The following is an 18,779-nucleotide window of genomic DNA, read 5'->3' on the forward strand; positions in this document are numbered from 1 at the left end:
CCACCCGTGACCGCCACACCCACCGGCCCCGCCCTCAGCACTCCGCCAGACAACGCAGAACATCTCCTTGCCCCCGCCACGGCGCATCAGGCACTGCGCATGCTGCTGTCCTCGGCGCCCACTGCCAGCGCCATCGCGGTAGGACTGCACCACAACGAACAACGCGCGTTGTTCGTGCACGGCCGCACCGCACACCACGGCGGCGTACCGGCCGACGCCAGAACCCGCTTCGAAATCGGCTCCCTCACCAAGACGTTCACCGCCCTGCTCCTAGCCGAACAAGCAGCCCGCGGCGAACTCAACCTCGGCGACCCCCTCGCCCGGCACTTGCCTGCCGGCACCCTCCTGCCACCAGGAGGCAGGGCCATGACCCTGACCCACCTGGCCACACACACCTCCGGGCTGCCCCGCCTTCCGCCCGGTCTGCTGCGCTCCGCCGTCCCACGGCTGTTCACCAACCCCTACGCCGTCTTCGGCACCGACGACGTGTTCCACGCGCTGGCACGTACCCGCTTGCGAGCCACCCCCGGCACCCGCGTGCGCTACTCCAACTTCGGGGCGGGCCTGCTCGGCCACGTCCTCACCGGCGCGGCCGGGTCCCTTTCCTATCCCGCTCTTCTCGACGCCCGTGTCCTCAAGCCCCTCGGCCTGCAGGACACCAGCTGCACCGCAGCCGCGCCAGAAGGAGGTACTCAAGTCACTGGCTACTGGCGCCGCCGAGCCCGGCCCCCGTTCCACATCCCCGGTCTGCCGGCCGCGGGAGCCCTCCGATCCAGCGCCGACGACATGCTTACCCTCACCGAGGCACTTCTCGCCCCTGCCTCTGTCAAGGTCCCGACCGCACTGGAGACCGCCCTGCGCGATGTCCCACGCCCCCGGCTCCGCCTCCCGCGGGGCAGCAGCCTGGCGCTGATCTGGAACATCCACTCCCGCCGCGACGGCTCGCTCCTCTACCACCACTCAGGCGGCACCCGCGGGTGCACCGCCTTTGCCGGCTTCGTCCCCCACCACGGCACCGCCCTGGTGGCCCTGGCGAATACCGCACCCGGCACTGACAACAACCTCATCCAAGCCGCGTACAACACCCTGATCGCCCTACAGCCACGGAACACGCGCCGGCGCCAAGGGCAGTCCCGTAAATGATCTTCTGGTTGTCTCGGGCATGGTGGCCGCCGTGCGTCCCGCCGGCCTATCCGGGTGAGGGCGAGGTTGTGCATCCGGGCGATGCCGAGCATGGCGTGTTGGACGCCGGCACCTCTGAGGCGGCAGTCGCGGAGGATCTTCCAGGCCGGGAGGTGTGGTTCCTTTCTGCCACGGGCATAGAGGGGCCTCTCCGATCACCCGGATCAGGGCATGCCGGGGAAACTTTCTTCCCCCTCACACCGCGCCGCTTGGATGCAATGCTGGACCACGCACCGAGCAAGGACCATCTGACCAGGCCCTTTGCCTCTTCCAGCCGGCATTGCATCCGATTCACCCACCGCGAGGAATCACCATGTCCGAATCCCCGAACATCACCCTGATCAAGCGCCTGTACGAGTCCGGAATGGCGCCGGAGGTCACCGCGGAGGTCATGGCCGAGGACCTCGTCTGGGACATCACGCCGGGCTTTCCGTACGGCGGCGTGTACCACGGCTGGAGCAGCGCGGGGAGTGACTTCTTCGGCCGGCTCGCTCCGAACTTCGAGGCCTTCGGTGCGGTCCCCGAGGAGTACTTCGCGGACGACGCAGGCCACGTCTTCGTGTACGGGCACTACCACGGCAAGGCCAAGACCGGCAACGAGGTCGACGCCCGGTTCATCCACCTGTGGACCGTCCGCGACGGCAAGGCCGTACAGCTGCGGCAGGCCGCGGACAGCCACCTCATCCACGAGGCCCTGAAGGGCTGAGGCCACCACCGGGAGACCACCCATGGCGAAGATCCTCTTCGTGATCACGGCGTCCGACCACTGGACACTGGCCGACGGCACCCGCCACCCGGCCGGCTACTGGGCCGAAGAAGCCCTCGGCCCGTACGCCGTCTTCAAGGAGGCCGGGTACGAGATCGCGGCGGCGACCCCGGGCGGGGTGCCGCCCACGGCGGACGCCCTCAGCCTGAGCCCCGAGTTCAACGGCGGCGAGGAAGGCGCCGAGCGCATGCGGACCGCGTTGCGCGAGGCGACCGAGCTGGCGCAGCCGCTGCGCATCGAGGACGTGAACATCGACGCCTACGCCGCCGTCTTCTACCCGGGCGGCTGGGGCCCGATGGAGGACCTGCCCGACAACACGGAGTCCGGCAAGCTGCTCACCGCGTGGCTCGCCTCCGGCAAGCCGGTGTCCCTGGTCTGCCACGGGCCCGCCGCACTGCTCGCCACCATCGGCCCCGACGGAACCTCCCCGTTCAACGGGTACCGCCTGACCGGCTTGTCCAACGCCGAGGAGAAGCAGAACGGTCTCGCGGACCGCGCGAAGTGGCTGCTGCAGGACCGGCTCGTGGGCGACCTCAAGGCCGACTACCGCGAGGCCGACCCTTTTACCCCGCACGTGGAGGTCGACCGCACTCTGTTCACCGGCCAGAACCCGGGTTCGGCGGTTCCGCTGGCCCAGGAGGTGCTCAAGGCGCTGAGCTGATCCGCCGGCTGTGTGCTGTTCCGGCGGCCCAGGAGGCGCTCCTGGGCCGCCGAGCTTCGTTCGCGCTGCGGCCATATGCTGAGAAGCGGACCTCATTCCCCTCTGTGATCAGGCGCAACGTAGGCAGAATCTCTCCCCCTCACAACGCCGGACTTCCGTGCGAGGCTGGAGATCGTGAACCGCAACCCGCATCTGAACGAGCTGGGCGAGTTCCTCAAGGCCCGCCGTGCCGAGCGGAACCCTTCCGACGTGGGACTGCGCGGCGGACAGCGCCGGCGGGTGCCCGGTCTGCGCCGCGAGGAAGTGGCCCTTCTGGCCGCGATCAGCACCGAGTACTACGCCCGCATCGAGCAGGGCCGCCTGCAGGCGTCGGCTCCCCTGCTGAACGAGATCGCCCAGGTGCTCCGGCTGAACGACGACCAGCGCACCTACCTCTTCGAGCTTGATCGAGCGGATCGACAGGCTGCAGCACATGCTGTTACGTGACGGTCGCTGCCTGGCATCCGGACCGGTCGGCGAGGTCCTGACCAGCGACCAGCTCATCGAGTGCTTCGACCATCCGGTGCGCCTCGCACGTGTCGACGGACGCTGGAGCGCCAACCGATGCCGCCGCGAACGCGCCGGGATCCGCAGTGAGAGGGGCGTCACCTGGGGCGGACGCCTCCCTCACGGCCGTGGCCTGACGCTACGCACTCCGTGTTCAGCCGAGGATCTCGGCCGCCTTGGTCATGGGCCCTCCTGAGCTGCCTGTGTTGAGCGTCCCGGCCGGTTCGAGCAACAGGATCGCGGTCTCCTCGTGCGCCACGGGGCAGTGTTCGACTCCGCGGTGAACCACGAACAACTCGCCCGGCTCCAGCACCACATCCGCATCCCTGAGTTGGATGGTGAGCCGTCCGCTGATGACCAGGAACAGTTCATCGGTGTCGTCGTGGGTGTGCCAGACGAATGCGCCCTTCAGCTTCGCCAGCTTGACCTCGTAGTCGTTGAGCACAGCCACTTTCTTCTGCGCCCACAGCTCGCTGAACAGCGACAGCTTGTCGGCGAGGTTGACAGGAACAACGGACGTGGACATACGCATCCTTCCTCGGGGCCGGTCAACCGGGAACGACCATTCAGGCCCTCCGGCCGGCCTCACGAGCCTGCCGTGCTCGGACTTCGACGGTCTTGTACGTTCCTGACATGGCCGCAGACCGACACCGCACGTCCATCAGCGCCTGGAGGCCGTCAATCCCAGGAATCGCCGAGGTCTTCCACGCACACTTCACCGACCACGCGTACCCGGCCCACACCCACGACACGTGGGACCTCATGATCCTCGACGAGGGCTCGGTCGACTTCGCACTCGACCGCCGCCTGCATGGGGCGACCGGTACCACCAGCGTCCTCCTGCTGCCACCCGGCGTCCCCCACGACGGCCGGACCGTCACGGCATCAGGTTTCCGCAAGCGCAACCTCTACCTCGACGACTCGGTGCTGCCGCAGCGTTGGGCCGGCCGAGCGGTCAACGCTCCGGTCCTCGACGACGGGCTGCTGCGCCATCGGATCCACCAGCTGCACGCCACTCTCGCCCATGCCGGAGACGGATTCGAAGCCGAATCCCGCCTCTCCTTCATCCGTGAACGGCTCCACTTCCACCTCGGCTCACTCCAGCCCCGCACACCGGGACACGAGGCAAACCGGCTCGCCGCCGAGCTGCGGGAACTACTGGACTCACGGATACACACCGGCATATCCCTGCACGAGGCCGCCGCCATCCTGCATGCCCACCCCACCCACCTGATCCGCTGCTTCAAACAGACATACGGCCTGCCGCCCCACACCTACCTCACCGGCAGGCGCATCGATCAGGCACGACGACTTCTCCTCGACGGTCACCGGCCCGCAGAGGTCGCCACCACCGTGGGATTTCACGACCAAGCCCACCTGAACCGGCATTTCACACGCCATGTGGGCACCACACCCGGGCGCTTCACACGGGTAGGCGGTTGACCACCGCGTCAGCCGGCCCACGGCACACCGGCCGAGAACTTCCTCCGGCTCACGCCGGGAGGGTTTCGCCGTGCTCCAGGAGCGGCGGCCCCGGGCAAGGAAAGGCAACTGCCCCGGCCTTCCTCACCTCGAGCCTCCGGACTCGGCCACCTCATACAGCCACTCCGCCAGGAATGCTGTGCCGGTGTCAGGAATGCCGCGCAGGTGGCGGCCTTCCTGCCGAAAAAGTTCTGTCTGGCGGCAGGCCCTCGCCGACCTCGGCGCGACCGGCAAGCTCACCCGCATCTACCGGCCGCAGACCAATGGCAAGGGCCCTGTGCCAGCAACGACGAGCGCACCGCCGCCGTGGCAGACTTCCTGCACACCAACAACCACCACCGCTGCCACACCGCACTCGGCGGCCACCCACCGATCAGCCGTGTGAACAACGCTCCAGGTCAATACGACTGGACGCCGCCCGCGGTGAGCGGGTGTCGACGGCGGTGAGAGCCCCCGTCGAGCCGCGGAGTATCACGACCCAAAGTCGCGGTGGCCGTTTGACTGTCCGTATCGGGTACTCATGGCGTGGAAGACCTTCTTCGGTTCCCAGCGGGTCTCGTCGAGCATGCGCACGACGCCATAGGAAGCGATGTCGCGCTCGCGAGGCTTGTCGTAGTTGGCGAAGGAGAACCACAGCGCGGTGTCCACGCCTTCCTCCTCGAAGATGTCGAGTAGTTCGTTGAGGTAACGCACCTGCTCGTTCTCGTCCGGTATCGCTCCCTGCGGTGGCTGCCAGGCCATGCCGCCGAGGTCGCCTGCGCCGCGGTAGGCGCAGGTCCCGTACTCGGTGATCGCGACAGGCTTGCCGTGGGACAGGGATGTGCGCAGGTGGTCGCGGTAGGTGTCGGCGTTCTGCGCGGTGCGGTAAGCGTCGATGCCGACCAGGTCGAACGGGTCCCAGTCGACGGGTTCCCAGGAACCGGAGGCATAGGTGATCCTCCCGCCGAAGTGGCCGCGGACCGTCGCCGCGGCTTGGGCCAGAAAGGCGTTGAGACGTTCGGGCACCGGGCCGAGAGAAGTCCACCAGTGCAAGTCGGCGGTGGCCATGGCATGGAGGCGGTCGAGGTAAGTTTCGCCGGGCAGGAAGCCGTGGGCGAAGGCGCTGAGTTCACAGCCGGTGACAAACACAACCCGCGCGCCGCTCTGTCGCAGGGCCTCGGCGCGCTGCGCGCAGTCGGCGAAGAACGGCAGGATCTGTTCCGGGGAAAGGTCGACGGGAAACGGGGAGAACCACACTTCGAGGCCCGCCTCAGCTGCATGCCGGGCAGCCGTGCTCAGCCGCTCGGTGTCGCGTCCGGAGACGCGCACCGCGTCGCAGTTCAGGTCACCGGCGATCACCGTCATCTCCTGTCGCACCTGCTCGGGGTCGAAGGTCTTTCGGGTGAGCAGGCGGCCTGGGAAGGTCCCGGTGTCATAGGTGATGCCTCGTGCACGCACGTCAGTGCCCTTTCAGGTGGTCGAGTCCGTGTTCCAGCAGGTCGAAGGCCAGCTCGACGTCCTGGGCCAGAGCGCGGCCCGCATCCTTGGCGGAGACGCCGCCCGACAAACGCTGGAAGTACGTCTCCTGGAGGGTGAGCAGCGACGCGGCGATCTGGGCCGCCACCAGCGCGGCTTTCGTGGGGCCGTACTCGTCGGCCAGCACCTGTGCCAATGCCTGGCGCTGCTGGTAGAGCAGACTGTTCGCCGCGTTCTGCAGCGTCGGGCTGTCCTGGATGACGCGCACGCGAGTCATCAGCGCGTCGAGGTCCGTCTCCCGGGGTGGTTCAGCGGCGAGCGCGCGATGGTGCGCGCGGAGCGCCTCCAGGAACGTCTGGTCAGCCGGCCGCCGGGCCACGATTCCGGCCAGGTCGTCTCCGCTCACGCCGTGAAGTACGAGTGCCTCCTTGGTCGGGAAGTACGCGAAGAGCGTCGCCTTGGCCACCTCGGCGACCTCGGCAATCTCGTTGACCGTCACCGTGTCGAAGCCGCGCTCGGTGAAGAGCCGCAACGCCACTGCGGCGATCCGCTGCCTGGTCTGTTCCCTCTTGCGTTCGCGAAGTCCTGCCACAACGCAAAAATAACCGTACTCGGTACGGAAACATACTCGGTAGCTTTTCTGGAGGTGACAGCCCGGATGACACGCGGGTCGGCGACTGCTCCCGCTACGTCCCGTGGCAGGGCAGGCGGGTCTCCGACGAACGCCCCGCGACACCGTCGGCAGGGCCAACCCCGGTAACGGCGGTCGGCCGCTGCGCCACTTAGGCGGCCGGTTCGTGGCTCAGCCATCAACTCTGCGCCGCCATGGCGGTCCCTGGCTGCTGCGGGCGGCACATGCTCTTTGCAGCCAACCTCTCGGCCCCTTCGGCGGACGCGGTCAGGGGTGTGGAAGCGGGCCCCCGCCGGTGAAGAATGGGGCCTGACGGCACCACTGCGATTCTGCGAAGGCGGCATGGACTCTTTCGATTTGGGACGCCTGACGGACCATGACTTCGAGGTCGTCTGCCGGGATCTTTTCGGTGAGATTCTCGGCGTGCCGCTGGAGCTCTTCCCGCGTGGTCGGGACCGGGGGATCGATCTGCGTCACACGGCGGCGGACGGGACCACGACCGTCGTCCAGTGCAAGCACTGGCCCAAGGCCACGCAGGCGACGCTGACGACGCGTCTGATCAAAGACGAGCTGCCCAAGGTCGTCGCGTTGAAGCCGGACCGGTATCTCATCGCCACGAGCGTGGGCCTGACCGTGGACGGCAAGGACAGGATCCGCGACGCGTTCGCTTCGTACGTGCACACCACCGGTGACCTCTACGGGGTGGACGAGATCGTCGCCGAACTGCAGAGCAGACCCGAGCTGGTCCGGCGCCACTTCCGTCTCTGGCTGAGCGGCACCGCCGTACTGCAGACGGTGCTGAACCAGGAGAAGTACGTACGCTCTTCCTGGCTGCGCAAGCGGATACCGCGCGCGGCGGACACCTTCGTACCGCACGAGGGCTTCGACCGGGCGAAGGCCATCCTCGACGAGCAGCGGGTCTGCGTCATCGCCGGGATTCCGGGGGTGGGCAAGACGACGGTGGCCCTGATGCTCGCGGCGTGGCTCATGGGCAACGGGTACGAGGTGCACGAGATCTCGCAGGACGTCGAGGAGATCACGGCTCTGTGGCGCGAGGACACGCCCCAGTTGTTCCTCTACGACGACTTCCTGGGCCAGACGACGCTGGAGTCGCAGCTCAACAAGAACGAGGACGCCCGTCTCCTCGACATCATCCGGGGAATCCAGGAGGCTCCGGACAAGGCCCTGGTGATGACGACCCGTGACTACATCCTCGAGCACGCCCTCCTGAAGCACGAGAGGCTCGGCGCCCCGGACGTCTCGGAGGCGACCAGCGTCGTCCACCTCACCGACCTGAGCCTCGCTGTCAGGGGCCAGATCCTCTACAACCACGTCCACCACGCGCAGCTGCCCGCCGAGCAGAAGTGGCCGTTCGCCGACCGGGCGGTGTGGCAGCCGATCGTCGAGCACCGCAACTTCAGCCCCCGGCTGATCGAGGAGACGCTCCGACTCGCGGCCCGGCGGGAGCAGGACGTCGCCGCCGCCGTACTGAAGAACCTCGACGATCCCCGGCGCATCTGGGAGCGGATCGTGGAGAACGATCTGACCGACGAGGCGGTGCATCTGCTTGAAGTCCTCTTCACCCTGCGGATGGCCGCACCAGACACGCTCAACGAATCCTGGTCCTGCTACCGCAAGGAGCGCGGGCTGGAGGCGGACGCCCGGACCTTCCGCAGGGCGCTGCGGGTGCTGGACGGCACGATGGTCGCGGTTGAGCAGCACATGGTGTCCTTCCACAACCCGTCGATCGCGGACTACCTCCGCTTCCACCTCGACGCCGGGCGGGCCCCGATGGCCGCGCTCCTGGGCGCGCTGATCGACCCGGTGCAGATCCACAGCCTGATCGATGCGGCCGGCATGGCGGACGGGTCCGGCATCCTCGCGCAGCTCAAGGCGGAAGCCGAACGGACGACGGCCGCAGTGCTGGAGACGGCGGAATTCGTCGAGTGGTCCCCCTCCCCAGCGGACGAGAGCGTAGCGTCCCATCTCCAGTGGATCCTGGAGACCGCCGAGCTGCTGGACTCCGCCCCGCTGGCGGCGCATGTCGTCAAGGAGACGCGCTTGGGCCCCTGGCACGGCGAGCATGTCGAGCACCTCGTCAGCCTGGTGGACGCCATGGGAGGCAGCCGGCTGATCGCCCAGGAGGACGTGGCGCGCTTCGCCGGCGAGGTGGCGGACGGAATCCGGCGGGACCTGGCGGAGCAGGTGGAGGCGGGTGACTGGTATGGGGCCATCGACCTCTACAACACCCTGGGGCAGATTCCCGGAGGCTCGCTGAGCGGGCCTGTGCTGGAGGCCCTCGTGGAGTGCGCGCTCGACGGGCTCCACCTGGTCGCAGGCGAAGACGAGTCCTCCCTCGACGCGGATCCGCTGGACGCGCTCCTGCAGTTCTTGTTCGGCCAAGGCTACGAGGGCGGCGCGGACGACGAGTACGCCGAGGACTTCGCCGCTGTCCAGAAGCTGGTCGACCGGTTCGCCGGACTCCGTGACGTGCCACGCTTCGTGCCTCGCCAGGAGACCGCCGCTCCGGGCCCGTACACCAATGAGGTGCGGGACCGCGACGTCATCACCGAGCTGATGAAGGGGCTGAGGGACCCGGACGTCACGCCCGGTGCGTAGGGACGGTCGTGTCTGCTTGGCTTCTCACAGCTGAGGAGGCCGACTGGCGTGCAGGCGGCCGACCTTTTGGTTGGTTGTGCCGTCGCTGCTGGATCATGTGCTGGGTTGGGCTCGGCGCCATGACCTGCGCATACTGGATACATGCGCGGGTTGACCGCCGGCGGGGCGGTGGAGCGTGAGGACATGCTCGCGGCTGCTGTCATGGAGGCGGTCCAGGGAACGGACGCGTATGCGGGGAGTGTGTTCCTGCGTTCCCGTGACCGTCGGTCGATCGTGCTCGCCGCGACGTGCGGTGTGCCGCCCTCGCTGTTGGGTGGCTGGCGTCTTATCGCGGCCGGGAGTCCGATCCCGGTCGCCGTGGCGTACACCTCCGGGCATACGGTCCACCTGGCGAGCGCCGAAGAGACGATGCGGCGCTATCCGCAGCTCGCCATGGCTCTGCCGTACGCCTTCGGCTCCTGTTCCGTGCCGGTGCGCGATGGTGGCGGGGAGCTTTTCGGATCACTGGCGATCGTGTGGCCGGCGTCACCGGGCAGCGAGGGGCTGTCCAGGGCCCAGCGCCGCCGCCTGCGGAACATCGCCTGTCGGCTCGGTGATTGCCTGGCCGAGTTCGGCGCCCGTACCGGTGATCCTATTGAGTGCGACCCGGGGACGCCTCCGGTCGAGACCCCTGCCTACCCGGCGGCGGCCGTGCAGGTAGGCCTGTTCGACTGGAACCTCGGCTCCGGCGTCCTCAGCGTGGACGACACGTTCTGCGCGATCTTCGGTCTCGATCCCGGCGTTTTCGACGGACGTCCCGACACACTCGCCGCCCGCCTGCACCCTGGTGACCGTGCAACCTTCCGGGCCTGCGCGCGCGAGGCGGCCGAGGGACGGATCACCGCGCGGCGGCTACGCGTACGGCACGGCAGCGGCGGCGGCGACAGGTATGGCACGGTCGAGCTGTGGGGCCGTGCACCGGAAGCCGACGACCCGCGCGCGGCGACGCATCTGGTCGGCGCGGTCCTGGACGCCCGGGCGGGCACTGCAGCCGTCGCAGCGGCCGAACGGCTGCGGGACGGGCTGTTCTCCCTTGCCCCCGACGGGCGTGTCACGTACGCCAACCGCCGGGCCCTGCACCTCCTGGACGTCTCCGCCGACGAGGTACTCGACCAGTGCCTGTGGGACGTGCTGCCGTGGCTGTCCGACCCCAGCATCGAGTACCGGCACCGCTCCGCGATGATCTCCCAGGCGCCGTCCTCCTTCCTGCTGAGCCGGCCCCCCGACCAGTGGCTCGCCTTCTCCCTCCACCCACAGCCCGACGGGGTGACCTGCCGGGTGACCCCCGCCGCCCGGCCGTCCTCGGCCGCGCCGGCACCCGCGCCGCCACCGGTGTCCGTACCCGCCACCGCGCCGGCGCGCCTGGGGGCGATGTACCACGTCCTGCAGCTCAGCAGCGCGCTGACCGAGGCGGTCACCACACGCGAGGTCTGCGAAGTCGTCTCCGACCAGCTCCTGCCGGCCTTCGGAGGACAGCAGATGGCGATCTACGTGGTCCGCAACAAAGCGATGCACCTCTTGCACCACACCGGCCATCACGAGGCATTCCTCGACTGGCTCCAGGGGGTTCCCCTGCACGCCCGCCTGCCCGGAACAGAGACCCTCACCTCCGGTGCTCCCCTGTTCATCGAGTCCCAGAGGGATCTCGTCAGGGGCTACCCCGGTATCCCCACAGGGCAGGTGAGCTCCTGGGCGTACCTGCCCCTGATCGCTTCCGGCCGCCCCGTCGGCACCTGCGTCCTCGGCTTCGACGACCCCCATCACTTCACGGAGAAGGACCGCGGTCTGCTGACCGCACTCGCCGGACTGATCGCCCAGGCTCTGGAACGCGCCCGGCTGTACGACTCCGAGTTCGCCGTCGCGCACGGCCTGCAGCAGACGCTCCTGCCGCACCGCCTGCCGAAAGTCCCAGGTATCCGCACCGTCGCACGCTACCTGCCCGCCACCAGCGGTATGGACATCGGCGGAGACTGGTACGACGTCATCCCCACCGGCGACGGGGTCTGCCTCGTCATCGGTGACGTCGAGGGACACAGCATCGCCGCCGCAGCCACCATGGCGCAGTTGCGCAGTGCGGTACGCGCGTTCGTGGCCGTCGGCCACGCACCCGGCGACGTGATGGCGGGCGTCAACCGCACCCTCATCGAGCTGGACAGCGACCTGCTGGCCAGCTGTTGCTACCTTTATCTCCAGCCCCACCGCGATCACGCCTACGGAGTCACCGCAGGCCACCCCGCCCCCCTGCTCCGCCTCCCCGACGGCACGACAACCGCCCTGGACCTCAATATCGGTCCGGTTCTCGGCGTGGACCACGAGAGCACCTACATCCCGACCCGTATCGCTTTTCCGCCGGGCTCCGTCCTCGCCCTCTATACCGACGGCCTGGTGGAAAAACCCGGAGCCGACATCGGCATGGCGATCGACCGCCTGCGCGTATCGCTGGCCCACGCCCGCGCGGACTCACTGGACGAGCTCGCCGACCGGCTCCTCCATCACGCCCGTGGCTCCTCGTACCGGGCCGACGACATCGCCCTGCTGGTCACCGAACACGGATCCAACCCGATGGAGCCGTAACAGGACCTGCCTGGCCCGCTACGCCCTGACCAAGAAGCAAGCCCTGCGGTACAACTCACCGGTGACGTGAGCGCGTTCCATCAGCTCCAGGTACGCGACCCGCCGCAACTCCCGCGCTCGCTGAAACCTCTGAGAGCCGCGGGCCGCCCCGCTGTCCCCGTGTTCGATCCGGGTCCGCACGGTCCGCGTGCGCCGGGTACTGCACAGTCGCAGTCTGGACGTATGACCTATCGGTACGCGACGAAAGGTGCTCCATGAACATCGCAGTCATCGGCGGTACCGGCCGGATCGGCTCGCAGGTCGTGAAGAAGCTGAACGCGGCCGGGCACGAGGCCGTGCCGCACTCGCTGTCCACAGGTGTCGACGTGATCACCGGTCAGGGCCTGGCGGACGCGGTGGCCGGGGCCGACGTGGTCGTCAACCTGACGAATTCCCCGACCTTCGACGACGCGTCCCCGGCGTTCTTCCGAACCTCGATGGACAACCTCCTGGCCGCCAGCCGCAGAGGCGGGGTGGGGCACGTCGTCATTCTCTCGATCGTCGGCGCGGACCAGGTGCCCGACCTCGTCTACTACCGGGCGAAGGTCCTGCAGGAAGACCTCCTCAAGCTCGGGCCGATCCCCTACTCCATCGTCCGCGCCACCCAGTTCATGGAGTTCGTCGACGCCGTCATGTCCTGGACCACCGAGGGCGACACCGTACGCCTGCCCACCACCCCGCTCCAGCCGATCGCCGCCCAGGACATTGCCGACATCGTCGCCGAAGTCGCCGCCGGTCCCCCCTTGAACGGCACCCTCGACATCGCCGGACCCGACGTCTTCCCCCTCGACGAACTCGGCCGGATCACCTTGAGCGCCCACCCCGACGGCCGCACGGTCGTCACCGACGACACCGCCGGCATGTTCGCCGCCGTCCACGGCGATGCCCTCACTGGCAAGGGCGACGCCCGCATCGCCCCCACCCACTACAGCGACTGGCTCTCCTGAACCACCCAGCCCAGAGCACCGACGGCGTCGCCGCCCCTGGAAGATCACCGAAGGCGGTAACTGGCGTGAGCCCGGATCCAGTTCGGTGCTCTGCGTTCGGTCTGTTACGGTCACCTCGGCGCAGAAAGCGTGCGGACACAGCTCTGGTCCAGGGAGGTTGATGAATATGGCCGTCAGCGGCCCTCCTCAGCATGCCCTTTTCCGGTCCGCGCGCTGAAGCGACGCGACGCGGTCCGGGTCGTTCCAACGACCAGGAGTCAAACGTGCATTCCTCTCTTTCCAAGGACCTCACCGAGCTGACGACCGATCGGCTCGTCCTGCGCATCTGGGCGGTGGCAGAGGCCCTCGCCGTCCTCGAATGCGAGGGCAGCGCCCGGCCTGCCGACTGGGCCGGGGACTTCCCCTCCGAAGGCGACCGCGTCATCGCGAGCCTCCTCGGTGACAACCCCGCATGGCTCGGTGCGTACGGGCACCGGCTGATCGTCGAGCGGGACAGCGGTCTCGTCGTGGGCTCGATCGGTCTGTTCTGGCCACCCGCCGACGGGGTCCTCGAACTCGGCTACGGGGTTGTCGCCTCCCGGCGCGGCCGTGGCTACGCCACCGAGGCCACCCGGGCGCTCGCCGCCTTCGCCCTCACCGCGCCCGGCGTCCACACCGTGGCCGCCGGCGTGGAACTGTCGAACCCGGCCTCCGTCCGCGTGCTGGAAAAGGCCGGCTTCGAACGGGACGACACCACCACGGCCGAAGACGCCGAAGGCATGGCCCGCTTCGCGATCACACGGCACGACCTCGGCAAGTAGCCCCCGGGTGGGCCGGCGGCAGCGCCGCCGGCCCACCCGGCGCATTGGGGGACGTTCAGGACCGTTGCGTGTAGGGCGCTCTATGCCGCTTCCGAGGCGGCGGCGTGCATCTCGGCCGGGCCGGGGGTCACCCTCGGCGTGAGGCCGAGCTGCCGATGCCCAGGGCGTCACGCACGCGGTCGTAGACGCTCAGCGGTACACCCAGCAGGGCGTTCCCGGGAGGCCGCCGGGGGATGACGGGGTGTGGATGCGTCGGGGCTGTCTGTCGTACCGCCGCCCAGGCGGTGCCGAGTGTGCGGAGCCGGGCGGTGTTCATCGTGTCCTGCAACCGGGGCAGGAGGAGGTCTTCCTCGTCCCTGATGTCTTGCCGTATCAGCGCGAAGGCCCGCTGCACCTTGTCCTCACGCCGGGGATCGCCGGCAGGAAGGCGTTCGATGTCCGCGACAAGATCGTTGATCTGCTGATGTTCCTCCTCGACCCGGGCCGTGAGTTCCTCGCCGTCCGGGACCGAGGCTCGTACAGCGGGCCACAGCACCGTCTCCTCCGCGAAGGCATGGCTGAAGACCAGCTGCACCACCTGCTTCAGGACCTGTTCCCGTTCGTGGAGGTCGTCAAGGGTCAGGTAGTGGTCCATCAGCCGGTCCATCTCCTCGTGCTCACGGCGTTGCCGCACCAGGATGCTGCTGCTTCCACCGAGCTGATCGACGCTCTGGTCCTTGATGGTCTTCGACATGGCCGCTCCCGTGATTGCGGCGGAGACGGGCCGCGACGCTTGCCGGCGCCACCCGGATCTCGACGCCCGCCCGGGTACCCGGGGCCGGGTCAGCGCCGGCAGGCCGACCCCGAGGCATCTGGGCCCGCCGGCGGAGACGGTGTCAGCCGGGGCTCTCCTCGGACTTTGCTCGTTCCTTCAGGGTGTCGTTGGTGGTCTCGCCGGATGTGTCGGGCTGGGGGCGTCCTTCCTCCTCCGGGTGGACGTCCCGCTCGCCCGTTTCCCGCTCCAAAGGTGACGAGGGCTCGCGCTTCGGTTCTCCGGAACTGCTCATGGCTGCCTCCCTCGGGGCGCCGCTGCGGACGTACCGAGTTCCCCGGACCGCGGTGTCAAACGAGGCTTGGAGAGGCTGTCACGGGCCGGGCGACGCCTGAAGAAGCAGGACGGTTGCGTGCGCGCGGTGATCCGGCCGGGCGACTGACCGGGGTGCCACCGCGGGCGGCTCCGCTCCGTTTGCCGTCCGCGCAGGTGGGGACCCGGCCGACCATGAGCACTACGCCACGCCGCCGCCCCCGGATGCGGCAGAACCGCCTCCTGTGGCTGCTGGACCGCCTGGAGCGGGAGCCCAGGGCCGACCCGGTGATCGACGCGGTCTGCAAGGGGGTGCAGGCCCTGCCGCTCGGCAACGGGCGGGACCTCCTGCACGGCAGGTGGCTGGGGCACCCGGTCCATCCGCTGATGGTGCAGGTGCCGATCGGCAGCTGGCTGTCGGCGGCGGTACTGGACCTGTACCCCGGCCGCTCCCGCGAGGCGGGGCTGTTGGTCGGTGTCGGCCTGGCCTCCGCCGCACCCGCGGCCCTGGCGGGCTGGGTCGACTGGGCGGAACTGCACCACCGGCAGCAGCGTGTCGGACTCGTGCACGCCCTCACGAACTCGGTGGCTGTCGGTCTGTACGCGGCCTCGCTCACCAGCCGCGCCAAGGGACGGCACGCGGCAGGCCGGGCCTACGGCTTCCTGGGGCTGACGGCGGTCGCAGTCGGCGGCATGCTGGGCGGCCACCTGGCCTATCGCCAGGCATCCGGCGCCAACCACGCCGAAGAGGTCCCCCATGTCGTCACCCAGGGCTGGCACCGGATCGGAGCCGTGGCGGAGTTCCCGGCCGACCGGCCGGTGCGGCGCAGCGTGGACGACGTCCCGGTCCTGGTCGTCCGGGAAACCGGAGGGGCGATCCACGCCCTGGCCGAGCGGTGCAGCCACCTCGCCGGGCCGCTCTCCGAGGGCACGGTCAGCGACGGATGCGTCCAGTGCCCCTGGCACGGCAGTGTCTTCCGGCTCTCGGACGGCTGGAACGTCCGCGGCCCGGCCACCGCACCCCAGCCGGCCTTCGACACCCGGATCACCGACGGCCACGTCGAGATACGCCTGCGTCAACAGGACCGGGACGGGCAGGCGCCGGACGAGGCCGAAGCGGAGCAGCGACGCACGGAAACGGGAGCTCATGGGCACGACAGCTGACGGCCGCCTCACACGACGTCTGCACGGGCTGCTGCAGCGGACCGGAAGGCAGTACGCGGCAGGGCACGACCGACCGCTGGGCGGCTACCTCGCAGCCATGACGGGCTTCGCCGCGTACACGACGGCCTGGGCCACCGCGGTACGGCTCCGCGGACGCCCGCTGCCCGACCGGCCCGAGCCGTGGGATGTGGTCCTGACCTCGGTCGCCACGTTCCGGCTCAGCCGGCTGCTGACCAAGGCATCGGTCACCAGCCCGCTGCGCGCCCCGTTCACCAGGTACGTCGCCCCGCAGGGCCCGGCCGAACTGCACGAGGAGGCGCAGCCCGAGGATGGCAAGCACACCGTCGGAGAACTGGCGACCTGCCCCTTCTGCATGAGCGTCTGGGTGGCCTCCACGCTGACCGCCGGCCAGCTGCTCTGGCCACGCGCGACGCGTACCGCCATGGGCGCCCTCACCGCCCTGGCCGGGGCGGACACGCTGCAACTGGCGTACAGCGCGCTGGTCGAGAAGACAACCGGCGAGTGACCCGGCAGCGGAGTGTTTCATGGGCGTCCGCGTCCTGGTGTTGGTGCAGGCGCACCCGACCGCGCGGGTGACCGCGGTGGTAGCGGGTGTGTCCGCCGGGACATGCCCAGGCGCGGCGGACTGTGGCAGGGACTGCTCGCCGGCACCGCCGGAGGAGTCGTGACTCGGCTCACCACCGGCCCGAAGCCGACGCGGTCGCCGCGCGCAGTGGGCCCGGCCCCGGACAGCGCCATGCCGCCGCCCGCCCCGCTTCGCCGATTACACCGAGAACCCGGCGCATCCGCTCGTGCCTGCGCCGTCATATTCCCCACGCGCGATCGAGGGGAACGCACGGGCATGCGCCTGAGGGTGCCGCCCGGCCGTTTCAGGGCGTGCTCTGGGCGATGATCAGGTCGGTGACTGCGGGCAGGCCGCCTTCGGCAAGGACGGCGCGTTGCCGGTCCGCGCCGGTCCCGGCCTGCAGAAGCCGGTGGACCAGTGCCGTCACCTGCCGGCTGTCGCCGGATGCGTCGAGTGCGGGAGCGACATACCGCAAGAGCTCGTAGAGCACGTCGCCGGCACGGCGTGGTCGGCCGCTGGGGTCCACCAAGGTACGGCTCAAGCCGTAGCGGGCGGCGTGCCACATGCTCGCCTGCAGCAGTTCCGGGGCGCAGTCGAGCGCGGGAGCGCCGACGGTTGCCTCCGCCAGGGCGGTGTCCACCAGCGCCCGGACGAGCCCTGTGAGCATGACCGCGTCATCCGCGCGCAGCTGAACGTCCGGGCACCGGACCTCGACCGTGGGGTACCGCGCCGAGAGGCGGGCCTGCCAGTACAACTGACCGGTGTCTGATATCAGGCCGCTCTCCAGCAGTTGCTGCACGCGCCGGTCGTAGTCGGCGGCGTCAGGGAAGAACGGTGGCATGCCACTGACCGGCCAGCGGCTGAAGATCACGGTGCGCCAGCTGGCGAAGCCGGTGTCGTGGCCGTCCCACAGCGGAGAGTTCGCGGATATGGCCGTGAGCGTCGGCAGCCACACCCGGATCCGGTTCAGGACCTGTACGCCCGTCTCCCGACTGGGCACGCCGACATGGACGTGCATGCCGTTGACCAGCTGCTCCGCCACCAGCTGGGGCGCCTGCGTGAGCATGGCCCGGTAACGGGCCTGGTCGGTGACGGCCACGGGGTGACCGTGGCGCAGTGGGGGTGTCGCGCAGGCCGCAATCCGGCAGCCGTGCGCTTCGGCGGCCGCTCCGACGGCGTGCCGCAGCCGCAGCAGGTGTCCTCCCGCTTCCTCCAGCGTGCCGCACACCGGGGTGGCCACCTCTACCTGCGCCTGCAGCAGCTCGCACTGCACTTCCTGGTCGGCCACGAGACGCCCCAGGCCCGCCGCGGCACGCACCTTGTCCGCCAGGGGTACCGGTAGACCCGTGACCGGGTCGAGCAGCAGGTACTCCTCTTCCACACCGATCGTCGTCATCGATCGCCTCTGTTCCGCCCGGATGCCGGGCTGGACATCGACGCCCCGCTGGTGCATCCCACAGCGGTGGCCATCTCGGAAGGGGTCACTCGCAGTGACCGAGTGCCGCAGTCACTTCATGACAAACCATGACACATCTCTCGATGAGGCCGCTCGCGCGCGCGTGCGGACCGCGTGCCCCCACGTGCGTTTCCCCAGGCGCTGGTGCCCGAGCCTCTGGTCGTGGACGAGCACGAGGCGGAGTCAGGCATGTGCGGCGTACGTCTTCGACACCGTGCGCGCCGGCCCGTCTGCTGCCGACAATTGCCTCGTGTCCGTCACGACGACCGTGGCCCTCGGGCCCGAGTGAGGGATGCCAACCCCCCCGGGGGTACCCGGTGGGCTGTCCGTACGAAGGGAGAAGCCTTGCGCAGGCCGAAAGTACGGGAATCCGCGGATGGCATCGCGGTCGCGCACGGCGCCTTCAACGTCGTCGGCGGGCTGTGGCCGCTGGTCCATCTGCGGAGCTTCGAGTGGGTCTTCGGGCCGAAGACCGACGACTGGCTCCAGATGACGACGGGCGGACTGTTGGTCTCCGCGGGGCTCGTGCAGATCGCGGCGGCGTCGGACCCGCAGGGTGCTGCCCATGCCCGCCGTGTCGGCCTGGGCACCGCGCTGACCCTGCTGGCCGTCGATCTGGTCTACGTGCCCAAGGGACGGATCCGCGCCACGTACCTTCTCGACGCCGTCATGCAGACGGGCTGGATCGCAGCCTGGCTGCGTACCACCTGGCCGACCAGCGAGGGAGCAGCCAGGTGCGCGGACCGATGAGCGAGACATCACGGCAGGC

General features: G+C 69.3%; 17 protein-coding genes and 3 pseudogenes. 13 read left to right on the forward strand and 7 right to left on the reverse strand.

From position 1 onward, the window contains the following. Positions 1 to 6 precede the first annotated feature (6 nt). A complete protein-coding gene (locus ACIP4Y_RS13090) occupies positions 7 to 1,143 on the forward strand; it encodes a serine hydrolase domain-containing protein (protein WP_401391749.1) in 1,137 nt (378 codons plus the stop codon). Between the two features lie 56 nt (positions 1,144 to 1,199). On the opposite strand, the pseudogene ACIP4Y_RS13095 reads toward ACIP4Y_RS13090, so the two are convergent. After that, positions 1,200 to 1,295: pseudogene (locus ACIP4Y_RS13095) on the reverse strand (IS5/IS1182 family transposase); the annotation flags it as partial. A gap of 200 nt (positions 1,296 to 1,495) precedes the next feature. Between ACIP4Y_RS13095 and ACIP4Y_RS13100 the strand changes: the two are divergent. From ACIP4Y_RS13100 to ACIP4Y_RS13110, 3 genes and pseudogenes are all read left to right on the forward strand, one after another. Continuing rightward, a complete protein-coding gene (locus tag ACIP4Y_RS13100; protein ID WP_401391752.1) occupies positions 1,496 to 1,888 on the forward strand; it encodes a nuclear transport factor 2 family protein in 393 nt (130 codons plus the stop codon). Between the two features lie 22 nt (positions 1,889 to 1,910). Next, positions 1,911 to 2,609 carry a type 1 glutamine amidotransferase domain-containing protein gene (locus ACIP4Y_RS13105; protein WP_401391755.1) on the forward strand — a complete coding sequence of 233 codons (699 nt, stop codon included), beginning with the start codon at positions 1,911 to 1,913 and terminating at the stop codon, positions 2,607 to 2,609. Between the two features lie 174 nt (positions 2,610 to 2,783). After that, a pseudogene (locus ACIP4Y_RS13110) lies at positions 2,784 to 3,053 on the forward strand (helix-turn-helix domain-containing protein); the annotation flags it as partial. 256 nt (positions 3,054 to 3,309) lie between these two features. Here ACIP4Y_RS13110 and ACIP4Y_RS13115 read toward each other — a convergent pair. Continuing rightward, on the reverse strand, positions 3,310 to 3,681 hold the full coding sequence (locus ACIP4Y_RS13115; RefSeq protein ID WP_401391758.1) for a cupin domain-containing protein: 372 nt from the start codon (positions 3,679 to 3,681) through the stop codon (positions 3,310 to 3,312). A 107-nt stretch (positions 3,682 to 3,788) separates the two neighbouring features. Here ACIP4Y_RS13115 and ACIP4Y_RS13120 point away from each other — a divergent pair, with 107 nt between their 5' ends. Both ACIP4Y_RS13120 and ACIP4Y_RS13125 read left to right on the forward strand, forming a co-directional pair. After that, positions 3,789 to 4,598, forward strand: coding sequence for an AraC family transcriptional regulator (locus tag ACIP4Y_RS13120; RefSeq protein ID WP_401391761.1), 810 nt, complete (start codon positions 3,789 to 3,791; stop codon positions 4,596 to 4,598). A 220-nt stretch (positions 4,599 to 4,818) separates the two neighbouring features. Next, a pseudogene (locus ACIP4Y_RS13125) lies at positions 4,819 to 5,084 on the forward strand (hypothetical protein); the annotation flags it as partial. A gap of 24 nt (positions 5,085 to 5,108) precedes the next feature. On the opposite strand, the gene ACIP4Y_RS13130 reads toward ACIP4Y_RS13125, so the two are convergent. Further along, positions 5,109 to 6,074, reverse strand: coding sequence for a hypothetical protein (locus ACIP4Y_RS13130; RefSeq protein ID WP_401391765.1), 966 nt, complete (start codon positions 6,072 to 6,074; stop codon positions 5,109 to 5,111). Between the two features lies 1 nt (position 6,075). Then, entirely contained in the window at positions 6,076 to 6,684 is a 609-nt protein-coding gene (locus tag ACIP4Y_RS13135) for a TetR family transcriptional regulator (protein ID WP_401391768.1), read from the reverse strand. Between the two features lie 381 nt (positions 6,685 to 7,065). Here ACIP4Y_RS13135 and ACIP4Y_RS13140 point away from each other — a divergent pair, with 381 nt between their 5' ends. The 4 genes from ACIP4Y_RS13140 (at position 7,066) to ACIP4Y_RS13155 (ending at position 13,741) form a co-directional block, all read left to right on the forward strand. Further along, a complete protein-coding gene (locus tag ACIP4Y_RS13140; RefSeq protein ID WP_401391771.1) occupies positions 7,066 to 9,342 on the forward strand; it encodes a restriction endonuclease in 2,277 nt (758 codons plus the stop codon). A 141-nt stretch (positions 9,343 to 9,483) separates the two neighbouring features. Beyond that, on the forward strand, positions 9,484 to 11,955 hold the full coding sequence (locus tag ACIP4Y_RS13145; protein ID WP_401391774.1) for a SpoIIE family protein phosphatase: 2,472 nt from the start codon (positions 9,484 to 9,486) through the stop codon (positions 11,953 to 11,955). Between the two features lie 254 nt (positions 11,956 to 12,209). Beyond that, positions 12,210 to 12,941, forward strand: coding sequence for an SDR family oxidoreductase (locus tag ACIP4Y_RS13150; protein WP_401391777.1), 732 nt, complete (start codon positions 12,210 to 12,212; stop codon positions 12,939 to 12,941). A gap of 263 nt (positions 12,942 to 13,204) precedes the next feature. Then, complete coding sequence (locus ACIP4Y_RS13155) at positions 13,205 to 13,741, forward strand: GNAT family N-acetyltransferase (RefSeq protein WP_401391780.1); 537 nt, start codon at positions 13,205 to 13,207, stop codon at positions 13,739 to 13,741. Between the two features lie 127 nt (positions 13,742 to 13,868). On the opposite strand, the gene ACIP4Y_RS13160 is transcribed toward ACIP4Y_RS13155, so the two are convergent. Continuing rightward, positions 13,869 to 14,474 (reverse strand): hemerythrin domain-containing protein, encoded by a 606-nt coding sequence (locus ACIP4Y_RS13160; RefSeq protein ID WP_401391783.1) that lies wholly within the window; start codon positions 14,472 to 14,474, stop codon positions 13,869 to 13,871. 142 nt (positions 14,475 to 14,616) lie between these two features. Further along, positions 14,617 to 14,787 carry a hypothetical protein gene (locus ACIP4Y_RS13165; protein WP_401391786.1) on the reverse strand — a complete coding sequence of 57 codons (171 nt, stop codon included), beginning with the start codon at positions 14,785 to 14,787 and terminating at the stop codon, positions 14,617 to 14,619. A gap of 212 nt (positions 14,788 to 14,999) precedes the next feature. Between ACIP4Y_RS13165 and ACIP4Y_RS13170 the strand changes: the two genes are divergently transcribed. Continuing rightward, positions 15,000 to 15,968 carry a Rieske 2Fe-2S domain-containing protein gene (locus tag ACIP4Y_RS13170; RefSeq protein ID WP_401391789.1) on the forward strand — a complete coding sequence of 323 codons (969 nt, stop codon included), beginning with the start codon at positions 15,000 to 15,002 and terminating at the stop codon, positions 15,966 to 15,968. Further along, the gene (locus ACIP4Y_RS13175) at positions 15,952 to 16,494 is read left to right on the forward strand and encodes a DUF1360 domain-containing protein (RefSeq protein ID WP_401391792.1); all 543 of its coding nucleotides are present in this window, start codon (positions 15,952 to 15,954) and stop codon (positions 16,492 to 16,494) included. The genes ACIP4Y_RS13170 and ACIP4Y_RS13175 overlap by 17 nt, the downstream gene beginning before the upstream one ends. A 364-nt stretch (positions 16,495 to 16,858) precedes the next feature. On the opposite strand, the gene ACIP4Y_RS13180 is transcribed toward ACIP4Y_RS13175, so the two are convergent. Continuing rightward, complete coding sequence (locus tag ACIP4Y_RS13180) at positions 16,859 to 17,950, reverse strand: glutamate--cysteine ligase (protein WP_401391795.1); 1,092 nt, start codon at positions 17,948 to 17,950, stop codon at positions 16,859 to 16,861. 405 nt (positions 17,951 to 18,355) lie between these two features. Between ACIP4Y_RS13180 and ACIP4Y_RS13185 the strand changes: the two genes are divergently transcribed. Beyond that, positions 18,356 to 18,760, forward strand: a complete 405-nt coding sequence (locus ACIP4Y_RS13185) for a hypothetical protein (RefSeq protein ID WP_401391798.1) — start codon at positions 18,356 to 18,358, stop codon at positions 18,758 to 18,760. Positions 18,761 to 18,779: the final 19 nt, after the last annotated feature.

The sequence above is a fragment of the Streptomyces sp. NPDC088810 genome (assembly GCF_044750305.1).
Lineage (GTDB): Bacteria > Actinomycetota > Actinomycetes > Streptomycetales > Streptomycetaceae > Streptomyces.